Source organism: Deinococcus rhizophilus (assembly GCF_030271215.1).
Classification (GTDB): domain Bacteria; phylum Deinococcota; class Deinococci; order Deinococcales; family Deinococcaceae; genus Deinococcus; species Deinococcus rhizophilus.
This window is the reverse complement of the sequence record NZ_JASNGB010000014.1, coordinates 13,434-35,246: the sequence shown is the minus strand read 5'-3', so window position 1 is coordinate 35,246 and position 21,813 is coordinate 13,434. Positions and strand designations below refer to the sequence as shown.

Sequence of the window (21,813 nt, the reverse complement as noted above, 5' to 3'; positions counted from 1 at the left end):
CACCCAGCTCGCGCGGGCCGAGGCCGATCTCGCCCGCCGCGCCGAACTGCTGGCGGCACGTGCCCGCTTCGCCGCGCCCGACGGCCCGGTCAACCGAACAGCGATGCTCTACAGCTTTCAGGTTCCTGGGGGATTCGGCACCGTGCAGGCCCTGCTCGCCCAGCCCACCCTCAACCCCTACCGCACGCCGGGTCCCAACGCGGCCCAGTTGGAACGCCTCCGCGCTTCCATCACCCCCTGACCCAGCACGCGAGCGGCCCGGCGAGTTCATCTCGGTCCGGGCCGCTCGACTGACAGAGCAACGTCTACGGCGCCTGGGCGCACTCCGGGCACTGCCCGTAGAGCGTGACCTCGTGGGCCTCCACGATGAAACCGCCGGGGTAGACGGTGCCGCTGGGCAGCGCGACCGGGCAGGTGTGCAGGGTAAAGACCCGGCTGCAGCGAGTGCAGGAGAAGTGGTGGTGGTGGCCGCGCCCGGCCCGCTCGTAGCGCGTCTCGCCGTCGAGGGTGACCGGGTGGATGCGCCCCTGCTCGGTGAGCAGCTTGAGGGTGCGGTAGACGGTGGCGACCCCCAGGCCCGGCAGGTCGGTCTGCGCCCGCGTCAGCACGTCGCCGACCGCGAGGGGGCCTTCCGCGTCGTCCATCACGCGGGCGATCACGTCGCGCTGGCGGGTGCTGCGGGTCGCCGTCATGGGCCGCAGGCTAGCAGACCCGGTCAGGGCCCATGAGAAAACAGCCCACCTTCACGGATGGGCTGCCGGGGAACGCGGGAGGGCTCAGCGCAAGTTGGGATTGACCTTCTCGTCGGGCGCGATGGGCGTGCCCTGGGCCTTGGCTTCCACCATGCTCTTCGGGGTGGGCAGCACGCCCACATGCGTGGGGGCGGTCGCTGCCGCCACCGTGGGCGACCCGGTCGCCACCGCCTGATCGAGGCTCTGCTCGGCGTAGGCCGGTTTGCTCGCCGTCGCCGCCGGGTCAGGGCGCTTGAGGAAGCTGGCCGCCCCGCCGGAAGAGGTAGGGGTTGCCGCGCTGGAGCGGGGACTGGCCTTGGCTGCCTGCCCACTGCCCCCCTGGCCCGGCTCCTGCCCGGCCTTCTCCATCAGGCCGCCCGCGATCTCCTCGAGCTTGGGCGTCAGCACCCGCTCGTTCAGGGCCTTGAACGCCAGGGTGGTCAGGGTGGCGACGAGCGCTCCACCCACGCCCTTGCCGCCCTGCTGCTTGTGCTGGGCCTTGATCAACGCCTTCTGGTGCTTGGCGGGGCTGGTGGCGTCCACATAGATCTTCTTGCTGCGCCGGAACTGCCGCCCCACCGCCATGCCCACGAGCGCCCCGACTGCCGAGGCACCGCCCAGCATCTTGAGGGGGTCTTTTTGCATCTGGACCTGCAAGCTGGCCTGCTCGGTCAGGGCGTCCACGCTGGCCTTGAGGCGGGCGCGTGCCTCGTCACGTTCGCTGCGGGAGTAGGCGTCCATTACTGGTCCTCCTTGGGCATGTCGTCGCGGAAGGTGGGCGTGGTGCTGACCCGAATGCCCGGCGCGTCCTTGAGCACCACGGGGTGCTGGAGGTTGGGGTCGTGCTCCGTGTGGCCGCCGTGCCCACCTGCCCCGGCGTCGTGGGTCTCGCTGCCGTCGATCTTCTTGTTCAGGCCGCTGCCGTAGACCTGCGGCTCACCCGTCTCGGTGGCCTCGTAGACGGGGAGGCGCACCTGACCGGCGTCGGTGCCGCGCAGCTCGGTGCCCTGCGAGACACCTTCCTGCCGGGTGAGGGTGGTCTTGATGCCCGCGCCCTGGTCGCTGGCATTCACACCGACACCCCCCGCCGTGAAGCCGGAGGTGCTGAGGCCGGGGCGCATGGTGCCGCGCTCCACGTCGGCGCCCATCGCCACCGACGCGGCGCTCGCCCGGGTGCCGGTGTGGGCCGGGCCGAGGCTGTCGATGTTGGCGGCGGTGTCGGGCGAGGTGCGGGTGTTCGGGGCCGAGTTGCCCGTGGGCGCCTCGGCGACCTGACCCGTCAGCTGGGACCCCCGGCTGGGGTTGAGGGTGGCCTCGCCTGGCCGGGTTCCGGCGGCGCCCGCACGGCCCACAACCGGAGTGGCGATCACGGTCTCGGTGCCCACGGTGCGGGTGGCCGCGCTGCCCTGGGTCGCCGTCTGAGCCGCCGTTCCCGCCGGGTAGTTCACGTCGCTGAGCTTGCGGCGCTGCTGCTCCTGGTACTCGGCTTCCAGCCGCTCGTCCTCGGTCATGGGCCGGCCAGGATCGGGGCGGCCACCGTCGTCACGCGGCACCTCGGCACTCAGCTTGCGCAGGCCCATCATCACCAGCGCGCCCATCACGACGAAGCTCAGCAGCGCGATGATCAGCGCGGCGGCCCAGGCTCCCAGTCCCAGGCGCATCAGGCCGTAGAAGACGGCCAGAATCAGAAAGACCAGACCCAGAATCAGCGGCCCGGTCGCGCCCAGCAGCAACACGACCCCCAGGCCCTTGGCCTTGGCGACCTGCCCGGCCTGATGGGCGATTCCCCGCACTTCAGTCTTGGCGAGGGCCACGGCGGCGTCGAACACGTCGACCAGGGCCCCCCCCATGCTCTTGCGTTGCTCTTGCATACATCCTCCAGGAACTCAACCTGCCGGAGCAGGCCAATGTGACCAGCATAATGAACCCCATGCCCGCGCCGCGCCACACCAAAGAAACCCTGAACCTGGCCGCCGGCGCTGCCCGCCCGCTGACCCTGGCGCAGCGCAGCAACCTGCTGGCCCCCACCGCCTGGGGCTACGCCGCGTGGCGGGCACGGTCGCTGACGTGGCTGACGGGCCAGCCCTTTGCCCTGGAACGCGAGGCGACCCTTTTCCGGGCGCTGTGCCGCCCCCGTCCCGGTGAGCGCTGGCTCGACGCGGGCACCAGCACCGGATTCTACGCGGGTATTCTCGCTGGGGCCGGGTGCGAGGTGGTCGCCGCCGACCTCAGCCCCCCGATGCTCGCGGCGGCGCGGCGCCGGGTGCCGGAGCCGGCGGTGGACTGGCTGCTGACCAACCTGGAGGCCAGCGGCCTGCCCGTCGCCAGCTTCAGCGGCATCACCGTGGGCGCCACCCTGAACGAGACCCGCGCTCCGGACCGGTTCCTGGCCGAACTGCAGCGCCTGCTGCGGCCCGGCGGCACGCTGTGGCTGATGTACCTCGTCCGGACGGGCGGACCACTGCAAGCCGCCCTGTCGCGGCCCGCGCTCGGCGGCCTGACCTTTCCCGATCCGGCGTGGGTCGCGCGGCAGCTTCCAGCTTGCACCCGGACCCACGCGGCGCGGTGGGGAGCGGTGACGTTCGAGCGCTACGAGCGCGGCCGGTGAGTGTTCAGTCCGCTGGGTCCGCGAGCCTCTGCCCACACAGCGACGCGAGCCGGTGCCCAGGCAGCGATCTGTAAGAAACCGTCACGTTCCCCGGGGCACTGGCCCCTACACTCGCCTGGAGAGGAGCCGATTGTGACCCAACTCCCCCCCGCCCTGACTCCGCCCCCGGCGGCCGTCGCCCATTGCCGGGACGTGACGCGGCACCACAGCAAGACTTTTTACCTGGGGTCGCGGTTTTTCGGCTCCGAGGAGCGGGCGGCAGTGTGGGCCGTGTATGCCGCCTGCCGCACCGGGGACGACGTGGTCGACGAACGCCGGGGCGAGGCTGCCGAGCGGGGTCTGGCCGACTGGTGGGCGCGGGTGCAGGCCGCCTTTGCGGGCGAGCCGGGCCATGACCCCGGCGACGTGGCCCTCGCGTGGGCCGCGGCCCGCTGGCCGATTCCCCTCTCCGCCTTCGGGGAACTGCACCAGGGCCTGCAAATGGACCTGCGCGGCTCGGAGTACCGCACCTTGGACGACCTGCTGCTGTACTGCCGCCGGGTCGCGGGCGTGGTGGGCTTCATGATCGCGCCCATCAGCGGCTACCGGGGCGGCGAGCGCACCCTGCACGCCGCGCTGCGGCTGGGGCAGGCGATGCAGCTCACCAATATCCTGCGTGACGTGGGCGAGGACCTGGAACGGGGGCGCGTGTACCTGCCCGACACCCTGCTGCGCGAGTTCGGCGTGTCCCGCGCCACGCTGGAGGCCGGGCAGGTGACCCCCGAGTACCGCGCCCTGATGCGCCATCTCTCCGGCCTCGCCCGCGAGCTGTACGCCGAGGGCCGTGCGGGGATTCCCTGCCTGAACGGTTCGGCCCGCCTCGCGGTGCAGGTGGCCGCCCACTCCTACGAGGGCATTCTCGACGACCTCGCCCGCGCCGACTACGACAATTTCCGCCGCCGGGCGTATGTCAGCGGCCCCCGCAAGCTGCTGCTGCTGCCCCGCGCGTGGTGGGAGCTGCGCGGGAGCGCGGGCCTGAGCTTCGAGCCGTAAGTCCTGCCCCCGATCCTCTGCCCCCCAATCATTTCCCCACGGCCCCTGACCCCCGCGCCAGGGCCGGACAAGGACCCCCATGCCTGATCCCCACACTTCCCCGCGCCCCGCCAGGACCCGCAAAACTGCCCTGATCATCGGCTCCGGCTTCGGCGGCTTGAGCCTGGGCATCCGGCTGCAAAGCCTGGGCTTCGACACGACCATCCTCGAACGTCTGGACGGTCCCGGTGGCCGGGCCTACCAGAAGCGCACCCCGGACGGCTACGTCTTCGACATGGGGCCGACCGTGATCACGGTGCCGCACTTCATCGAGGAACTGTTCGCGCTGGAACGGGACGGCGGGCAACTCGGCCTCCCCGACTACCCCGAGCACGTGCTGACCGGCGAGCGCGTCCGCGAGGGCGAGAGCGGCGGCCCGCGCACCCGCGAGTACGTGCGGCTGGTGCCGATCCTGCCCTTCTACCGCATCATCTTCGACGACGGCACCCACTTCGACTATGACGGCGACCCTGACTCGACCCGCCGCCAGATCGCGCAGCTGGCCCCTGAAGACCTCGCGGGCTACGAGCGCTTTCACGCCGACGCGGGGGCCATCTTCCAGCGCGGCTTCCTGGAACTGGGCTACACCCACTTCGGGGATGTGCCCACCATGCTGCGGGTGGTGCCCGACCTGCTGCGATTGGACGCGGTCCGCAGCCTCTTTTCCTTCACCTCCAGGTATTTCCGCAGCCCCAAGCTGCGGCAGGTCTTTTCCTTCGAGACGCTGCTGGTCGGCGGCAATCCCCTCTCGGTCCCCGCGATCTACGCGATGATCCACTTCGTCGAGAAGACCTGGGGCATCCACTACGCGATGGGCGGGACGGGGGCGCTGGTGCGGGCCTTCGTGCAGAAGTTCGAGGAACTCGGCGGGCGCATCGAGTACGGGCGCGGGGTGGAAGAGATTCTGGTGTCGGACGACCGGGGCGGCCCGGTGCGTGTCCCGCTGGGGGCGCGGGTGGCGCGGGGCGTGCGGCTGGAAGGCGGCGAGGAACGCCGCGCCGACATCGTGGTCAGCAATGGCGACTGGGCGAACACCTACCTCAAGCGGGTGCCCCGCCGCGCCCGGCTGGTCAACAGCGACCCCCGCGTCAGGGCGGCCCGCCAGAGCATGAGCCTGCTGGTGATCTACTTCGGCTTCCGCGACGACGGCCGCCCGCTTGAGTTGCGGCACCACAACATCATCCTGGGGCCGCGTTACGAGGAACTGCTGCGTGAGATCTTCGGCGCCAAACCGCTGCCCGACGACTTCAGCCAGTACCTCCACATCCCCACGCTGACCGACCCCAGCCTGGCTCCCGAGGGCCACCACGCCGCATACACGCTGGTCCCGGTGCCCCATATGGGCGCGGGGCTGGACTGGGCCGCCGAGGGGCCGAAGCTGGTGGACAGAGTTCTCACCTTCCTGGAGGAACGCGGCCACATCCCGGACCTGCGTTCGCGCCTGACCCACTGCGAGTTCGTGACGCCGGAGTATTTCGAGGGGACGCTGGATTCGTACCTCGGCAATGCCTTCGGGCCAGAGCCGCAGCTCGTGCAGAGCGCGTACTTCCGGCCGCACAACCGCTCGGAGGATGTCCGCAACCTGTATCTCGTCGGGGCCGGAGCACAGCCCGGCGCAGGGACTCCCAGCGTGATGATGTCGGCCAAGATGACCGCCCGATTGATCGCCGAGGACTTCGGCATTCACCCCGACATCCGGGACGGCGGCGGTCAGCGCGAGCCGGAGCCGATGGGGGAGAGGGTGGAGCGCCCGCTGGAAGTCACCCCGTAGGCACTCCCGTCCGCTCCCGCAGCCAGCCCAGAATCCACGCCAGCGCCTCGTCGCGGCCCTCGTCGTTGAGAAGTTCGTGGTGCCCGCCCCCCACGAGGTGCAGGGTCTTGTCCCCGGCCGGAATCGCCTCCACGAAGCGCCGGGCTCCGCGCACGTCGGTCAGGCGGTCGGCGTCCCCGTGCAGGACCAGCGTGGGCAGGTGCCAGCGCTCGTAGTGCGCCCACAGCTCTCCGCTGAGGCCCAGCATGGAGGCGGCGGTGAGCGCGGGCACCTTGCCCTGGTAGACCTGCGGGTCGGCGCGGTAGGCCTCGACTTCCTCGGCCACGCGCGAGAGCCCCGCGCTGTCGAGCACGGTCGTGCCCGCGTTGGGCGCGATGCGGGCCAGCAGCGGGGCGGCGGCCCTCAGCCAGCGCGGTTCGTCCTCTCCGACGAGCAGGGCCGGGCTGGAGAGGATCACGCCGCTCAGCCCACGCGGGTCGCGGGCCACGCTCGCCGCCGTGATCAGCCCACCCAGCGAGTGCCCGAAGGCATAGACCGGGAGCGGCTGGCCCCGTAGCGTCTCCCGTGCGAGCAGGTGGTCTGCCACCAACTCGCGGGCATTCACCACCGCCCGCCGCCCCGCTGAGGCCCCGTGCCCGCGCAGGTCCTGGGCGTAGACCGAGAATCCGGCCTCCTGGAGGCGCGGAATCAGGCGGTTGTAGCGCTGTGCGTAGCGCCCGGCGTACTCGCCCAGCCCGTGCGTGAGCAGGACGGCGGCGCGGGGCGCAGGGGCGGGCCAGTGGTAGCCGACGACGGGAGCGCCCGTCTCCCAGGGCTGCGGCGTGGTCATGGTCATGCCGCAGTGTAAAGGTCGGCTCAAGAGCCTGACCCCGGCCGGGGGCGCACACTTGCGGGTATGGCAGACATCGCACGCAAGGCCAGCGCCCACTGGACGGGTGACCTCCGGGGCGGCCAGGGCACCGTCAGCACCGAGTCGGGCACCCTGCAAGACGCGCAGTATTCTTTCAAGACCCGTTTCGAGCAGGGCGTGGGCACCAACCCGGAAGAACTGCTCGCCGCCGCGCACGCGGGCTGCTTCACCATGCAGCTCTCCGCCCTGCTCTCGAACCACGGGCACACCGTCGAGGACCTCCGGACCGACGCCACCTGCGAGATGGTCAAGGACGGCCCCGGCTTCAAGATCAGCCGCATGCGCCTCGTCGTGCGCGGCAAGGTCAGCGGCAGCGATCCGGCGGATTTTGAGGAACACGTGCAGCAGGCCGCGCAGATGTGCCCGCTGAGCCGCATCATGACCGGCAACGTGGAGATCGTTCACGAGGCGGTACTGGAGTAGCGTTCAGCCCCCAGGAGCGCCGAGCCCCCGGCGCCCCTGCCCCAGCGGTGGGGGCGTCGTCATCTGGCGCAGGTGGGCGGGGCGTGGGCGGGCTAGGCTGGCGGGCATGGCCTTCCTGTACCTCCTCGTCGGGCCGCCGGGCAGCGGGAAGCGCACGGTGGGGACGCACCTCTCGCGGCTGACCGGAGCACCGCTGCTGGACAACCACCTCACCAACGATCCCGTCTTTCACGCCTTCGGGCTCGACGGCGTGCGGCCCGTCCCCCCAGAGGCGTGGCCCTTCGCCTCGCGGGTACGGGCGGTGGTGCGGGAAGCGGTCGCGGCCTCTCCGCGTGAGCTGTCGCACATCTTCACGATCTATCTGGCCGATCAACCCGGGGAGGCCGAGTCGCTCGAACGCTTCCGGGCGCTGGCGGCGGGGCGCGGGGCGACCTTCGTGCCCGTGTGGCTGACCTGCCCGGTGGACGAACTCGCCCGCCGCGCGGCCCTGCCGGAGCGCAGCGTGGGCCGCCTCAAGCTGCGCGACCCGGAGGGCGTGCGCCGGGTGGTGACGGAAAAGGGGCTGCTTCCGCCCCCGGAGGACGCCCTGCTGCTGGAGACCTCCACCCTGAGCGCCGAGGACGCCGCCCGCCGCATCGTGGCCTTCGCGGGGGCAGGCGCGTGAGGCCCTTCGTCTTCCACCTCGCCGGGCCGCCGGGGAGCGGCAAGAGGACGGTGGGCGAGCAGCTCGCGCGGCTGACCGGGGCCGTTTTGCTGGACAACCACCTGTTCCGGGACGCGGTGTACCGGCCCTACGGGGCGGATGGGGTGCGGCCCATTCCACCCGAACTTCAGGACCTGGGATCGCAGGTGTGGGCGCTGGGGTTGCAAGCGGCCCGCCTCGCCCCCCGCGACGTGAGCCAGATTTTCACGGCGTACCACCCGGATCGGGAGAGCAGTCGCGCCTCGGCTGGGCGCATTCGTGGGGTCGCCGTGGACCGCGATGCCACCTATGTCCCGGTCTGGCTGAAGTGCGACCTGGATGAACTCGCCCGCCGCATGACCCTTCCGGAGCGCTCTGGACGGGCGAAAATGTGTGATCCGGAACGTCTCCGGAAAGTCCTCGGTGAATCTGGTGTCCTGCCCCCACCTCCCGGCGCCATCGTCCTGGACACGGCGCGGCTTGCCCCGGCGGACGCGGCCCTCCTGATCGCCGCCCACGCCGGGGCACTCTCTTGAAGCAGCTGAGGTTCAGTCCAGCTTGAAGCGGATGGGCTCGGTGTCCTCGCGCACCGTTCGCTCGTCGGGCTCCAGCCCGTGCCCTCCGAACAGTCCCCCGGCGGCCAGAGATTCGCCCATCACGTCCCCGTACCGGCGGTCACGCTGGACCGGGCGGAGGAAGCGCGACAGCACGATCAGTCCGGCGGGCAGCGCGACGAAGATCAGGAAGGCGGTCACGCGGGAGCGGCTTCTGCGGCGGTGAGATGCTCCCGCGCCCAGCCGTCGATGGCGTCGATGACGCTCTGAAGCTCGCGCCCGGCGGGGGTCAGGGTGTAGACGCTGCGGGCCAGCTTGCCCGGCGAGTCCTCGGTGCGCTTGGCGATCAGGGCCAGGCTCTCGAGGTGCTCGAGCCGCTGCGTCAGGGTGGCGCTGTTGCACCCGCCCACCGCCCGCGCGAGTTCGTTGAAGCCCTTCTCGCCGACCAGCAGTGCCCGGACAATGTGCAGCACCCACTTTTCCTGCAACACGCCGATGGCCCGGTAGACCGGGCAGAAACCTGGGTGTGCGGTGCTCATGGCCCAACTCTACACCCTTGCGCCCGAGCGATCAGGGCGAATCTCACACCGCTTGACTTTTTAAACCAGTTGGGAATATCTTCTCTCCATGACCGCGACCGCGACCCGCCCCCTGACCGTGACCGAAGCCATCGAGAGCCGCCGCAGCATCCGCCAGTTCGTGCAGGAGCCGCTGGACCAGAATGACCTGCGCGAGATCCTGCGCCTCGCCAGCCTCGCGCCCAGCGCCTGGAATGCCCAGACGTGGCGCTTTGCCGTCGTGCAGGACCCGCAGCTCAAGGAGCAGCTGCGCGAGGCCGCCTACGGTCAGGCCCAGGTCACGAACGCGCCCGCCGTGATTGTCGTCTACAGCGACATGGAAGACACCCTGGCGACCGTGGAGGACACCGCGCACCCCGGCATGGGCGAGGCGGGCCGCAGCGGGCAGCGCCAGACCTTCGACGGCGTGTTCGGTGGGCAGGACGTGGCGCAGCGCGGCCAGTGGGGCCTCTCGCAGGCGAACATCGCCTTCGGGTTCCTGATGCTGGCCGCGCGGGGCAAGGGCTACGACACCGTGCCCATGCTGGGGTTCCAGCCGGACAGGGTCAAGGAACTGCTGGGCCTGCCCGAGCACGTGCAGTTCGCCGGAATGCTGCCCATCGGCAAGCGGGCCGAGGAAGGCTTCCCGCACCACCGCCACGCGGTCGAGCGCATCACCAAGTTCTACTGAGCCGAATGACCCAGGCCGCTCCCTCCCGGGGGCGGTTTTTGTTGGTTCATCGGCGTGACGGACTTCTCACGGACCCCTCCCGCTCCCACGTCCCAGACCCGCGTCGCCACCCGGCCCACGAGTGCCCGGTCGTGGCTGGCGAGCAGCACCGTGCCCGGAAAGGCGAGCAGCAGGGCCTCCAGCGCCTCGATCGCCCGCACGTCGAGGTGGTTGGTGGGTTCGTCCAGCACCAGCACCTGCGCCCGCGTCACGTTCAGCCGGGCGAGGCTGAGCCGGGTGCGCTGCCCGCCCGACAGCCCCGCGACCGGAAACGATGGGCCACCCGGCAGCCCCACCTGCGCCGCGACCTCGTGCAACTGGTGGGGCGTGAGGACCGGATTCGCCGCGAGCAGCGCGTCCCCGACGGTGGGCAGGTCCGCGAGTTCTTCCCCGTGCTGACCCGCCGCGTAGAAGCTCAGGCCCTGGCCCCAGCGCACCTCGCCCGCGTGGGGAAGCTGACCCAGCAGCGCGGCGAGCAGGGTACTTTTCCCGCCGCCATTCGGCCCGGTCAGGGCGATGCGGTCGCCCCGGCGCACGTCCAGGCGCACCCCCGCGAGGACCGGCTGTCCGTCCCGGCAGACGGTCAGGTCCCGGACGGTGAGCACCTCGGCGGGGCCGGGGGGAGCGTCGGGGAGGTCGAGGCGCACGCTGCGGCGGTCCTCGAAGGGCTTTTCAGTCGCGCGGGCGTCCAGGCGTTCCACTGCCCGTTGGAGGGAGCGGGCGCGGGCGGCATTCACGTTCTGGGCGTTCTGAGCCTTGCCCTTTGCCAGCATCTTGTCGCCGTCGCTGGCGCGGTTGGAATTGTAGTGCGAGGCGCTGCGGGCCTGGCTGGTCCGCCTGGCCGCCTCGGTCGCCAGGGCCTCCCGCTTGCGCCGGTAGGCCGCGTGATCCCGCGCCTGTGCTTCTCGCAGGGTCGCCTTAATCTCCATCGCCTCCGTGTACGCGCCGGGATAGACGGTCAGCCGTCCCCGTTCCAGCTCCGCCGTGCGCCCCGTGACCGCGTCCAGAAAGGCCCGGTCATGGCTGGCGAGCACGAACGCAGCGGGGGAGGCCCGAATCCAGCCCTCCAGCCACGCGGCCCCCTGGGCGTCGAGGTGGTTCGTCGGCTCGTCGAGGAGGTAGAGGTCGGCGGGCGAAAGCAGCAGCCGCGCGAGCAGCACGCGCTGGGTCTGCCCACCGGACAGCTCCGCCGCGTTCGCCCCGGCCTCAAGTCCCAGCCCGCTCAGCACCGCCGCCGCCCGCGCCTCAAACTCGTACCCCCCGGCCACCCGGAACATCTCCTCGGCCTCCGCGAAGGCGTGAAAGGCGGCGTCAGTCCCTTCCCCCAATCCTGCCGAGGCCGCCTCGAAGGTGCGCCGGGCGGCCCGCAACTCCTCCGGCGTCACAGCGTCGAGCACCGTCTCCGTTCCCATCCCCGTGTGCTGCGAGAGCAGGGCGGCGCGGCCCGTCCGCGTCACCGTGCCCTCATCCGGGCGGTCGAGGCCCGCCAGCACGCGCAGCAGCGTGGTCTTGCCGCTGCCATTTTCTCCGACCAGGGCCAGCCGCTCTCCGGGCCGGATCTCCAGGTCCACGTCCTGCACCACCACGCGGTCGCCAAAGCTGCGGGCGACCCCCTTCAATTGTCCCAGCACTCATTTCCCCCTGCGGGTGAGCCGTCCCAGCCACAGCGGGCGGGAACGAGGCTTCAGGTCGCGGTTACAGGGGAAAGAGACGCAAGGTGGGGGACTCCTGGAGTGGGGGAAGGCCGAACGCCGGGAAGCCCGGACCGTTGCCCCGAGCGTAGCGCACGCTCCGGCCGGATAAGCCAGAACGCGGAGGCGGGGCGGCTACTCCCTGCGGCGAAACAGCAGCGCCAGCACGAAGACCGCCGTATTGACCAGCACGATGGTCGCCCCCGCCGCCGTGTCGAGGGAGTAGCTGAGGTACAGCCCGACCACCCCCCCCAGGATGCCCAGCCCGGCGGCGAGCAGCATCATCTTCTTCAGGCTGCGGGCCAGCAGCCGGGCGGCGGCGCTGGAGGTCACCAGCAGGCTCACGCTGAGGGTGGTGCCCACCAGTTGCACCGTCAGCACCACGACCAGCCCGATCACGACCAGCAGCAGGTGGGTCAGCCGCCCGACCGGCAGCCCGATGGCGCGGGCCTCGGTGGGGTCGAAGGAGGCCAGCAGCAACTCCTTGTGAAAGGCCCCCAGGATCAGCGCGACCAGCGCCGTCACGCCCAGCGCACTCCACAGGTCAGCCGGGGTCACGCCGAGGGGATTGCCGATCAGGAAGGTGCTGAGGTCGGTGCTGAAGGTGGGAGCCCGCGAGAGCATCACCACGCCGAGCGCGAACATCCCCACGAACACGATCCCGATGGCGCTGTCCTGCTTGAGCCCGGACCGCTGCCCGACCGCGCCGATGCCCAGCGCGGTGAGCACGGCGGCGACCAGCGCCCCCAGGATCAGGTTGCCCCCCGCCAGCAGCGCCCCCACCAGCCCCGGCAGCACCGCGTGGCTCATCGCGTCCCCGATGTAGCTCAGGCCGCGCAGCACCACCCACGCGCCGACCAGCGCGCACAGCACGCTCACGATCACGACGGCGGCGAGTGCCCGCACGAAGAAGTCGAACTGAAGGGGGTCGGTGAGCCACTCCATCAGGCCTCCGCGTGGGTGTGTCCGAGGTGACTCACGCTGAAGGTCGCCTCGATGTTGTGGGGCGTATACACCTCGTCCGGGGTGCCGTCCGCGATGACCCGGCGGTTGACGAGCACGAGGTGGTCGCACCAGCGCCGCGCCTGGTCGAGGTCGTGGGTGACCATCACGACGGCGCGGCCCCGGTCGGCCTGCCGCCTCAAGAGGGCCATCAGCCCTTCCTGGGTGGCGGGGTCCACCCCGGTGAGCGGTTCGTCGAGCAAGAGCAGGTGGCCTTCCCGCGCCAGCATCCGCGCGAGCAGCACGCGCTGGCGCTGCCCGCCCGACAGGGCCCCGATATGGCGGTGGCGCAGGTCGTACACGCCGGTTTCCTCCAGCGCCGAGGCCACCTTCTGTCGGTCGGCCCGCCCCGCCCAGCGCAACCAGCCCAGCCGCCCGGTGCGGCCCATCATCGCCACGTCCCAGACCGTGACCGGAAAGGCCCAGTCCAGCGTCTGCTGCTGCGGCACGTAGGACACGCACTGCCGAGGGGTGTGGCCGGGGTCGAAGCGCACGCAGCCCTGGGGGTCGGGGAGCAGCCCTGCCAGCACCTTGAGCAGCGTGCTCTTGCCCGCCCCGTTCGGCCCGATCACGGCGCTGAACTGCCCCGCCTCAAAGCGCACAGTCGCGCCCTCCAGCGCTGTATGGGCACCGTAGCGGACGGTCAGGTTCTCCACGCCGAGCATCGGGCCAGCATAGCGCGTCGTCCGCAGTTATTGCGAAACCAAAATCAAGATGCTCCGGCCCTCAGCGCCCGTACCATCACGTCCACGTTGTGCCGCAGAGCCTTCAGGAAGGTCTCGCCCGCGCTCCCCTTCGGCCCCAGGGTGTCGGTGTAGAGGGGCGGGGCCACCTTCGCGCCCGTCTCGCGGGCCAGGGTCTGCGCGAGCCGGGTGTTCAGCGCGGCCTCGGTGAAGATCACGCGGGCACCGCTCCCTTTCACCGCCGACACCAGCGCCGCGAGTTCGCGGGCACCCGGCTCGCGCTCGGTGCCGCCGCCGGGCAGCACGGTGCCCACCACCGTCAGCCCGTAGCGCCCGGCGAGGTAGCCCAGGCTGTCGTGGTTGGTCACGATGCGGCGGCGGGCGGCGGGGACACTGGCGAACTGCTTTTTGGCATAGGCGTCGGCCGCGCTGAGCTGGCGCAGGTAGGCCGCCGCATTCTCCGCGTAGGTCGCCTTTCCGGCCGGGTCCAGCCGGGTCAGCGCCGACCGCACGTTCCGCACGTACCCGGCGGCGAGGCCCGCGTCCCACCAGGCATGGGGGTCCAGGGGGCCGTGGTCGTCGTGCCCGTGGTCCCCCCCCGCCGCGTGCCCCATCTCGCGCAGCTTCAATCCCCGCGTCAGTTCGGTCACTGGCACCTTGGGGGCCGCCGCCTTCAGCTTCGGCAGCCAGGGCTCCAGCCCCGCGCCGTTGACGAACAGGGCGCGGCTTCCGGCCAGCCGCCGGATCGCTGCCGTGCCCGGCTGAAAGCTGTGGGTATCGCTTCCCGCCGGGACGATCACGTTCACGACCACCCGCGTGCCCCCCACCGCCCTCACGAAGTCGCCCACGATGCTCGTCGTCGCGCTCACGGGGACAGGGGCGGCCTGGGCGGACGCGGCGGCACAGAGGAGGAGGGTGGACAGCAGCAGGCGGGAGGAAGAACGCATAATGATTTATCTTTATCAAAAAGACAGATGGGCCGGATGAGGAAGGCCCACCCCTGGCACCGCTTCCACCCCGCCCCTTAGACTGCGCCGCATGACGCAGGCCCAGCCTTCCCCCCAGCCCGAGTGGTACAAGAGCGCCGTCTTCTACGAACTGTCCGTGCGGACCTTTGCCGATGGCAACGGCGACGGCAAGGGGGACTTTCCCGGCCTGACCGGGCGGCTGGACTACCTGAGGGGTCTCGGCGTGGACTGCCTGTGGCTGCTGCCCTGGTATCCCAGCCCCCTGCGCGACGACGGCTACGACGTGGCCGACTACCTGGGCATCCACCCCGATCTGGGCACGCTGGAGGACTTCAAGGTCTTCCTGCGCGAGGCGCACGCGCGGGGCCTGCGGGTGATCGGCGACCTCGTGACGAACCACACCTCCGCCGACCACCCCTGGTTCCAGGCGGCGCGGCGCGGCCCGACCCTGCCCGACGGCAGCCCCAACGAGTACCACGACTACTACGTCTGGAGCGACACGGGCACCGAGTACGCGGACGCCCGCATCATCTTCACCGACACCGAGACGAGCAACTGGACGCTGGACGAGGCGTGCGGGCGCTACTACTGGCACCGCTTCTTCTCCAGCCAGCCGGACCTGAACTTCGACAATCCGCGCGTGGTGGAGGAACTCATCGGTGCTCTGCGCTTCTGGCTGGACCTGGGGCTGGACGGTTTCCGGGTGGACGCGGTGCCCTACCTGATCGAGCGCGAGGACACGAGCTGCGAGAACCTCCCCGAGACGCACGCCATATTGCGTCAGCTCCGGCGGGTCGTGGACGGGGAGTACCCCGGCCGCCTGCTGCTCGCGGAGGCCAACCAGTGGCCCGAGGAGGTGGTGGAGTACTTCGGGACCGAGACGGACCCCGAGTTCCACATGTGCTTCAACTTCCCGGTGATGCCCCGGCTGTACATGAGTCTCAAGCGCGAGGACACGACCTCCATCCGCGAGATCATGGACCGCCTGCCCGCCGTGCCCTCCTTCGGGCAGTGGGCGACCTTCCTGCGCAACCACGACGAGCTGACGCTGGAGATGGTCACCGACGACGAGCGGGCCTTCATGTACGCGGCCTATGCCCCGGACCACCGCATGAAGATCAACGTGGGCATCCGCCGCCGCCTCGCGCCGCTGCTGGACAATGACCGCCGCCGCATGGAGCTGCTGCACGCCGTCCTGCTGGCCCTGCCCGGCAGCCCGATCCTGTATTACGGCGACGAGATCGGCATGGGCGACAACCTGACCCTCTCCGACCGCAACGGGGTCCGCACCCCGATGCAGTGGAACGCGGGCACCAGCGGCGGCTTTTCCAGTGCCCAGCCGGACCAGTGCTTCTACCCGCCCATCGGCGACCCGGTCTACGGCTACGGGCGGGTCAACGTGACCGCGCAGGAGCAGGACCCCGGCAGCCTCCTGAAATGGGTCTCGCGCCAGCTCGACCTGCGCCGCGCCCACCCCGCCTTCGCGCACGGGGACCTCACCTTCGTCGACTCGGACAACCCGGCCCTGCTGACCTTTACCCGCCAGCACGGGGACGACACCCTGCTCGTCGTCGCCAACTTTGCCGCCAGCGCTCAGGCCGCGAACCTCGACCTCTCGGCCCACGTCGGCCGGGTGCCCATCACCTTGGCGGGCGGCAGCCGCTTCCCGACGGTGGGAGAGGAGCCGTATCCGGTGCTGATGGGCAAGCACGAGTACTACTGGCTGAAGCTGACGGGCGTGAGGTAAGCGGCCAGCTCCCAGCCGCCAGCAAAAGAGCAGAAGAAAGCCCCAGCGTGAGCCGGGGCCTTCTGTCTTGCTGGGTGCTGGAAGCTCAGTCGTTGCTGCTGCCCGCGAAGCCGAACAGCCGCAGGATGAACAGGAACATGTTCACGAAGTCGAGGTACAGCGCCAGCGCCCCGTTGATCGCCGCCCGCTCGGCCATCTCGCCCTGAACGCCGCTGAGCGCGAGGTTGCGCAGCATCTGGGTGTCGTAGACGGTCAGGCCCGCGAACAGCAGCACGCCGATCACGCTGAGGCCCAGGGTGAGCGCACTGCTCGCCACGAAGAAGTTGACGATCATGGCGATAAAGAGCCCGATCACCGCGAACAGGAAAAACCGCCCCATGCCGCTGAGGTCCTTCTTGATCACGAAGCCCGCCACGCTCATGGCGCCGAAGGTCCCGGCGGTGGTCAGGAAGGCGGCGGTGACCGCGTTCGGGTCGTAGGCCAGCAGCAGCGAGCTGAAGGTCAGGCCCGTCAGCGCGGCGTAGACGATAAAGAGCATCCCCGCCACCGCGCTGTTCATGCGGTGCGCCAGCCCGCTCAGAGCGAACACGATCACCAGTTGCGCGATGAGCAGGCCCCAGCGCCAGCCGAAGACCTGCGCGGCCAGCACCTCGTTTTGCGCGGTCAGGTAGGCGACCCCGGCGGTCAGGGCCAGGCCCGCCGCCATCCACGAGTACGTCCGCGCCATGAAGGTGCGAACCAGATTTTCTGTCCGGGTGGCAGTCAGTTGCATACGGGACAGGATACGGGGCGGGGGAGGGGAAAGTTCCCGGCGGGGGGGTGGGCTACTCCCGCACCAGCAGCGCCAGCGGGAACGTCTCCAGCACCTTCGCCACGGGCACCTTCTCGCCGCGTACGCGCAGGCGCTCGCCGGTCAGCACGTTGCGGTAGGTGCCGGGGCGCGGCAGGGTGAGCTGGCGGTTCCCCCAGACCTCGCCCAGCGCCCAGGGGGTCTTCTCGCGGGTGAGGGTGTAGGTCAGACGGGGGGCGACGGTGACGGCCACCTCGTCGCCGTGCTCCCGGGCAAAGGCGAGGAGGTACTTCCCGGCCTCGACGGGTCGGTAGCTGCCCTCCGCGAACAGCTCCGGGTGGGCGCGGCGGGTTTGCAGGGCGGCCCAGGTGACCAGCAGCTTGACCCCGCCGTCCTCGGAGCGGGCCAGCAGGTCGGCGGCGAGGCGGGCGGGGTCCTCGGCGTGACGTTTCTCGATGCGGGCGAGCGTCCGGGTGCGCCAGGCGTAGTCCACCGGACGGCGGTTGTCGGGGTCCACCAGGCTCTGGTTCCAGCCCTCGGCCCCCTGGTAGGTGTCGGGCACGCCGGGGGCGGTCAGGCGCACCAGCGCCGCCGAGAGGCCATTTTGCGCTCCATACGGGCTGATCCGGCGGTGCAGCTCCGCGAGGTCGCGCGAGAAGCGCTCGTCGGCCAGCAGCCCACGCACCATCCCCGTCAGGGCCTCCTCGTACCCGGTGTCGCCCGCCGCCCAGCTGGTCCGCAGCTTGGCCTCGCGGGCAGCCTTGAGGGCGTAGTCGGCCAGCCGGTCCGCGAAGCCCTCCAGCCGCCCGTCCAGCGGATAGGCCCCCAGCGCGGTTTGCAGGAAGGTGTAGGTGTCCAGCGCGGAGGGGGCGCGGCCCGTCGCCGTCTCCGCCTCATATCCGCGCAGCAGGCCCGACCAGCCGCTGAGGTACGCCGCCCACGTCTGCGGCAGCTCGGAAAGCACACTGATGCGGGCGCGGGTGTCCTCGCCGCGTTTGGTGTCGTGGGTGGAGCCTGCGAGCATGGAGCGGGGCCAGCGTTCGGCGCGGGCCTGCGCGTCCCGGTGAAAGGCCCTCAGGGGCGTGCCGAACAGCGCCGGGTCGCCGCCCACCTCGTTCAAGGAGAGCAGCCGCGCGTAGCGGTAGAAGGCGGTGTCCTCGGCCCCCTTCGCCGTCACCGGGCCGGTGAGCTGCTGGAACTTCAGCGCGAAGCCCGCGTAGCGCTCGCGGGTGGCCTCATCGGGGGCGTCCAGTTTCAGCACCGCCTCCAGAAAGTCGAACAGGCTGGGGTCAAGGTCGCGCCCCGCCGCCGCCCGGTGCGCCCCCGCGTCGCGGATGGCGCGCTCGATCTTGGCGTCGTCGCCGGGTTCGCGGGTGCCGTCCTCGCGGATATAGGTGCGGTAGACCGGAAAGGAGGCGATGGTCTCGCGGATGACCTCGCGCAACCCGCTGAGGGTGAAGTCGCGGAAGCGCAGGTCGGCCTCGGCCAGCCGCTCCAGATGCTCGGCCAGCACGCCCACCTCGCCGGGCAGCGAGACCCGCTGAATCAGGTGCTTGCCCCGGTAGAGGTGCTCGCCGTAAGTGTCGCGGTCCCCGGTGAAGCGGCGGTAGATCGCCGTGATCTCGTCCTCGCTGGCCCCGTCCACGAAGGTCCCGTTCAGGTGCGCGAGAAAGTCGTAGCCGGTGGTGCCGTGGATGGCCCAGTCCTCGGGCAGTTTCTCGCCGGGTTCCAGAATCTTCTCGGCCACCACGTAGAGGGGCAGGTCCTCGCCCGGCGTCCACCCGCGGCCCAGCGCCCGCGCCGCCCCCCGTTGCAACGCCACGAAGTACCCGGCGGGGTCATACAGGCCGTCGGTGTGGTCGAGCCGCACGCCCTGCAAGACGCCGTCCCCGATCAGCTCGAACAGCTTGGAGTGCGCCCACTCGAAGACGCGGGGGTCCTCCATCCGCAGCGCGGCGAGGTCGTTGATGTCGAAAAAGCGGCGGTAGTTGATCTGCTCGGAGGCCACCCGCCACGAGGCGAGGCGGTAGTTCTGGCTCTGAATCAGGGCGTCCAGCCGTGCGGAGTCGGTGTTCTTCTGCGCCACCATCCGGTCGAGCGCCGCCCGCACCGGGCGCGAGGTTTCCGCGAGTGCCCCCAGCCGCCGGGTAATGACCTCCGATTCCTGCGCCCGCGCCAATCGGTCCCCGTCGGTCAGGTCCGCGCTCGTCGAATTGGGGAGGTTGGACGCCGCCCGCGCGATGCTGGCGAGCTCGGCGTGGTCGGCGGCCGGGAGCTTCCCCGTCAGCTCGGCCGCCAGCGCCGTGAGTGGCCCGGCCAGCGTGAGCGGCGAGACGGGCAACCGGCGCTCCCAGTAGGTCAGGAAAAAGACGCCGCCCTCGCGGTTCAGGACCAGTTCGCCGCGTTCCAGCACCCGTCCGTACTGGTCGCCCAGCACCGGCAGCAGCACCCGGTTTTCCAGCGCCCGCTTGAGCGGCTGCCACGAGATATCGAAGAAGTGCGCGTAGCGGCTGGCCTGCCCGTGGGTCAGCACGTCCTCCCAGTAGGGGTTGTGCCCGCCCCCGATCCCCATGTGGTTGGGCACGAAATCCGCGATCAGGCCCAGCCCGAGTTCCCGCGCCCGCGCCGAGAGCCGCCGCAGCCCCGCCTCGCCGCCCAGGGCCGGATTGACCGAGGCGTGGTCGGTCACGTCGTACCCGTGGCCGCTGCCCGGCGTGCTCGTCCAGACCGGCGACAGGTACACGTCCGTCACGCCCAGCCGCGCGAGGTAGGGCAGCACCCGGCGGGCGGCGGCGAAGTCGAACCCCGCGTGCAGCTGCAGGCGGTAGCTGGAAGAAGGCGTGTGGCCCGTGGCGTGCGGCGTGTCGGGGGAGGGGTCGGTCATCCCTCCGACCCTAGCAGCCCCGTTCCCAGCAGCAGGGCCTCGCCGCGCTCCAGCCGGAGGTCGGGGCGGCCTTCCGAGTGAAGGAGCATGCGGGGCGGGAGGGAGAAGGGAAGAGGCAGCCCGGCGGCGTCCACCCCGTCCCGGCCCACGTTCCACAGCAGCAGGCGCTCGCCCGCGTCCGTGACCCGGCGGACCCACAGCACGTCGCCGGCGTGTCCCGCCGTCAGTGTCCGGCGCTCGCGGTCCCGCAGCACCGGGTCTTCCCGGCGCAGGCGCAGCAGGGTGCGGTACAGCTCCAGCGTGCGGGCGTGTTCGCCGGACTCGCGCTCGGCCCAGTTCAGCCCCGCCAGCCGGAACGTCTCCTCCGCCTGCGGGTCCAGCACGTTCTCGCCGGAAAAGCCCTCGAAGTGGCCGAACTCGCGCTTGCGCCCCTCGCTGACCAGCCGCCCCAGCTCGCCGTGGTGGTCGCTGAAGAAGGGGAAGGGACTGGACGCCGCCCACTCCTGCCCCTGAAACAGCAGCGGGGTCATCGGCAGCGTGAGCAGCAGGGTGGACGCGCCCCGGTACATCGCGGGGGTGACCCGTTCCAGGTGGTGAATGCGGTCGCCCACCGCCCGGTTGCCGATCTGGTCGTGGTTCTGGATGAAATAGACGAAGGACGGCGCCTCCAGCACGTCAGCGGGTTTGCCGCGCGGACGCCCCTCCAGCGGCCATTCCTGGCCCTCGTAGACCCAGCCCCGGCGGACCACGTTCGCCAGCGCCGCCGCTCCGCCCCCGAAGGGCGCGTAATAGCCGTCCCGGTCGCCGGTCAGGGTCACGCGCACCTCGTGGTGAAAGTCGTCCACCCACATCCCGTCGAGGTGGTGGTCGGTGACGACCTCGGGGAGGTTGCGGTAGTCCTCCGCGAGCAGCAGGTGGGTGCCGCCCAGCGTGTGAATCTCGTCGGCGAGTTCGCGCAGGATATGAACGGGCGAATCGTCTTGCATCTCCTGGGTGGCGTCGAGCCGCAGCCCGTCGAAGCGGTAGTCGTGCAGCCACATCCGGGCGTTGCCGGTGATATAGCGCCGCATGTGCGGCTCGGCGTAGTCCAGCCCCGCGCCCCAGGGGGTATGAAAGCGGTCGGTGAAGTAACTGGGGCTGTAGGCGCCCAGATAGTTCCCGTCCGGCCCGAAGTGGTTGTACACGGCGTCGAGCACCACCGCCAGCCCCAGCCCGTGCGCCGCGTCCACCAGGGCCATCAGCTCTTCCGGACGGCCGTAGGGCGCGTGGGGGGCATAGAGCGCTGTCCCGTCGTAGCCCCACCCACGCGAGCCGGGAAAGGCGGCCAGCGGCATCAGCTCGAGGGCCGTGACGCCCAGCGCCACCAGCTCGGGCAGCCGTTCGGTCGCTGCCCGGTAGGTGCCCTCCGGGGTGAAGGTGCCGACGTGCAGCTCGTAGAACACGCACCCGGAGAGCGGCAGGCCGCGCCACTCGGTGTGCTGCCACCGGTAGGCGCCGAGGTCCACGACCTCCGCGTCCCCGTGGACCCCGTCCGGCAGGAACAGGGCGTAGGGATCGGGCAACGCCTGACCGTCCAGCACGAACCGGTAGCGGGTGCCGGGGCCCACGGGCAGCGTCAGCTCGAACAGGCCACCTCCGAGGGCCCGCATGGGGTGGTCGGTGCCGCCGACCCGCACGGCGACCTCGCGGGCGGTGGTCGCCCAGGTGCGGAAGCGGGTGCCCGCGCCGCCGGGCAGCGGTTCGGCGCCGAGGTGGGGGGACGTGACTCGGGACAGCGCCTCCGGGGAGGGGCCGGAAGAGGAAATGGACATGACAGCTCCTTTCAGGCCGACTTCACGGGGGAGGTCGGCAGAGGGGTCAGGCTAGGAGCCGGAGTTGACCCCCCGATGAGAACAGGGTAAAGCCCGGGTGACCCTCCCGGATGGATGATGCGGGCGGTCGCGCATCCTTCCCCGCGCGGCGCCAGCAGAAAAACGCGAGTGGGAGGCAATCGGCCCCTCCCCCCTCGCGG

21 protein-coding genes and 1 pseudogene are annotated in these 21,813 nt (G+C 70.9%); 9 read left to right on the top strand and 13 right to left on the bottom strand.

What is annotated here, in order from left to right; all coding sequences use genetic code 11:
• Nucleotides 1-241, top strand: a pseudogene (locus QOL99_RS03495) (hypothetical protein); the annotation flags it as partial.
• Nucleotides 242-305: 64 nt separating this feature from the next.
• Here the strand turns inward: QOL99_RS03495 and QOL99_RS03490 are convergent.
• From QOL99_RS03490 to QOL99_RS03480, 3 genes are all read right to left on the bottom strand, one after another.
• The gene (locus QOL99_RS03490) at nt 306-692 is read right to left on the bottom strand and encodes a Fur family transcriptional regulator (protein ID WP_285521371.1); all 387 of its coding nucleotides are present in this window, start codon (nt 690-692) and stop codon (nt 306-308) included.
• An 84-nt stretch (nt 693-776) separates the two neighbouring features.
• Complete coding sequence (locus tag QOL99_RS03485) at nt 777-1,472, bottom strand: hypothetical protein (RefSeq protein ID WP_285521370.1); 696 nt, start codon at nt 1,470-1,472, stop codon at nt 777-779.
• Nucleotides 1,472-2,602: a phage holin family protein gene (locus QOL99_RS03480; RefSeq protein WP_285521369.1), complete on the bottom strand. Its 1,131-nt coding sequence runs from the start codon at nt 2,600-2,602 to the stop codon at nt 1,472-1,474. The genes QOL99_RS03485 and QOL99_RS03480 overlap by 1 nt, the downstream gene beginning before the upstream one ends.
• A 59-nt stretch (nt 2,603-2,661) precedes the next feature.
• Between QOL99_RS03480 and QOL99_RS03475 the strand changes: the two genes are divergently transcribed.
• From QOL99_RS03475 to crtI, 3 genes are all read left to right on the top strand, one after another.
• On the top strand, nt 2,662-3,339 hold the full coding sequence (locus QOL99_RS03475) for a class I SAM-dependent methyltransferase (RefSeq protein ID WP_285521368.1): 678 nt from the start codon (nt 2,662-2,664) through the stop codon (nt 3,337-3,339).
• Nucleotides 3,340-3,471: 132 nt separating this feature from the next.
• On the top strand, nt 3,472-4,371 hold the full coding sequence (locus QOL99_RS03470) for a phytoene/squalene synthase family protein (RefSeq protein WP_285521367.1): 900 nt from the start codon (nt 3,472-3,474) through the stop codon (nt 4,369-4,371).
• A gap of 79 nt (nt 4,372-4,450) precedes the next feature.
• A complete protein-coding gene (crtI, locus tag QOL99_RS03465; RefSeq protein ID WP_285521366.1) occupies nt 4,451-6,181 on the top strand; it encodes a phytoene desaturase family protein in 1,731 nt (576 codons plus the stop codon).
• On the opposite strand, the gene QOL99_RS03460 is transcribed toward crtI, so the two are convergent.
• The gene (locus QOL99_RS03460; RefSeq protein WP_285521364.1) at nt 6,171-7,016 is read right to left on the bottom strand and encodes an alpha/beta hydrolase; all 846 of its coding nucleotides are present in this window, start codon (nt 7,014-7,016) and stop codon (nt 6,171-6,173) included. The two genes, crtI and QOL99_RS03460, sit on opposite strands and share 11 nt — an antisense overlap.
• 60 nt (nt 7,017-7,076) lie before the next feature.
• Here QOL99_RS03460 and QOL99_RS03455 point away from each other — a divergent pair, with 60 nt between their 5' ends.
• The 3 genes from QOL99_RS03455 to QOL99_RS03445 all read left to right on the top strand — a co-directional run bounded on the left by QOL99_RS03455 (nt 7,077) and on the right by QOL99_RS03445 (nt 8,732).
• A complete protein-coding gene (locus tag QOL99_RS03455) occupies nt 7,077-7,514 on the top strand; it encodes an OsmC family protein (protein ID WP_285521361.1) in 438 nt (145 codons plus the stop codon).
• Nucleotides 7,515-7,620: 106 nt separating this feature from the next.
• Nucleotides 7,621-8,178 (top strand): ATP-binding protein, encoded by a 558-nt coding sequence (locus QOL99_RS03450; protein ID WP_285521359.1) that lies wholly within the window; start codon nt 7,621-7,623, stop codon nt 8,176-8,178.
• Entirely contained in the window at nt 8,175-8,732 is a 558-nt protein-coding gene (locus tag QOL99_RS03445) for an AAA family ATPase (protein ID WP_285521357.1), read from the top strand. The genes QOL99_RS03450 and QOL99_RS03445 overlap by 4 nt, the downstream gene beginning before the upstream one ends.
• A 12-nt stretch (nt 8,733-8,744) precedes the next feature.
• Here QOL99_RS03445 and QOL99_RS03440 read toward each other — a convergent pair whose 3' ends face one another.
• Both QOL99_RS03440 and QOL99_RS03435 read right to left on the bottom strand, forming a co-directional pair.
• Nucleotides 8,745-8,951, bottom strand: a complete 207-nt coding sequence (locus QOL99_RS03440; RefSeq protein ID WP_285521355.1) for a hypothetical protein — start codon at nt 8,949-8,951, stop codon at nt 8,745-8,747.
• Entirely contained in the window at nt 8,948-9,289 is a 342-nt protein-coding gene (locus QOL99_RS03435; protein WP_285521353.1) for a winged helix-turn-helix transcriptional regulator, read from the bottom strand. Before QOL99_RS03435 ends, QOL99_RS03440 begins: the two co-directional genes overlap by 4 nt.
• Nucleotides 9,290-9,377: 88 nt before the next feature.
• Between QOL99_RS03435 and QOL99_RS03430 the strand changes: the two genes are divergently transcribed.
• Complete coding sequence (locus QOL99_RS03430; protein ID WP_285521351.1) at nt 9,378-9,998, top strand: nitroreductase family protein; 621 nt, start codon at nt 9,378-9,380, stop codon at nt 9,996-9,998.
• On the opposite strand, the gene QOL99_RS03425 is transcribed toward QOL99_RS03430, so the two are convergent.
• The 4 genes from QOL99_RS03425 to QOL99_RS03410 form a co-directional block, all read right to left on the bottom strand.
• A complete protein-coding gene (locus QOL99_RS03425; protein WP_285521349.1) occupies nt 9,992-11,668 on the bottom strand; it encodes an ABC-F family ATP-binding cassette domain-containing protein in 1,677 nt (558 codons plus the stop codon). The two genes, QOL99_RS03430 and QOL99_RS03425, sit on opposite strands and share 7 nt — an antisense overlap.
• A 195-nt stretch (nt 11,669-11,863) precedes the next feature.
• Nucleotides 11,864-12,673: a metal ABC transporter permease gene (locus tag QOL99_RS03420; RefSeq protein WP_285521347.1), complete on the bottom strand. Its 810-nt coding sequence runs from the start codon at nt 12,671-12,673 to the stop codon at nt 11,864-11,866.
• Entirely contained in the window at nt 12,673-13,395 is a 723-nt protein-coding gene (locus QOL99_RS03415; protein WP_285521344.1) for a metal ABC transporter ATP-binding protein, read from the bottom strand. The genes QOL99_RS03420 and QOL99_RS03415 overlap by 1 nt, the downstream gene beginning before the upstream one ends.
• 44 nt (nt 13,396-13,439) lie before the next feature.
• Entirely contained in the window at nt 13,440-14,360 is a 921-nt protein-coding gene (locus QOL99_RS03410) for a metal ABC transporter solute-binding protein, Zn/Mn family (protein WP_285521341.1), read from the bottom strand.
• A gap of 91 nt (nt 14,361-14,451) precedes the next feature.
• Here QOL99_RS03410 and treS point away from each other — a divergent pair, with 91 nt between their 5' ends.
• Nucleotides 14,452-16,128, top strand: a complete 1,677-nt coding sequence (treS, locus tag QOL99_RS03405) for a maltose alpha-D-glucosyltransferase (protein WP_285521339.1) — start codon at nt 14,452-14,454, stop codon at nt 16,126-16,128.
• A gap of 85 nt (nt 16,129-16,213) precedes the next feature.
• On the opposite strand, the gene QOL99_RS03400 is transcribed toward treS, so the two are convergent.
• The 3 genes from QOL99_RS03400 to treZ are packed head-to-tail and all read right to left on the bottom strand — an operon-like array spanning nt 16,214 to nt 21,613.
• Nucleotides 16,214-16,900: a Bax inhibitor-1/YccA family protein gene (locus tag QOL99_RS03400; RefSeq protein WP_285521337.1), complete on the bottom strand. Its 687-nt coding sequence runs from the start codon at nt 16,898-16,900 to the stop codon at nt 16,214-16,216.
• A gap of 52 nt (nt 16,901-16,952) precedes the next feature.
• Nucleotides 16,953-19,802, bottom strand: a complete 2,850-nt coding sequence (treY, locus tag QOL99_RS03395) for a malto-oligosyltrehalose synthase (RefSeq protein ID WP_285521335.1) — start codon at nt 19,800-19,802, stop codon at nt 16,953-16,955.
• Complete coding sequence (treZ, locus tag QOL99_RS03390) at nt 19,799-21,613, bottom strand: malto-oligosyltrehalose trehalohydrolase (protein WP_285521332.1); 1,815 nt, start codon at nt 21,611-21,613, stop codon at nt 19,799-19,801. The genes treY and treZ overlap by 4 nt, the downstream gene beginning before the upstream one ends.
• Nucleotides 21,614-21,813: the final 200 nt, after the last annotated feature.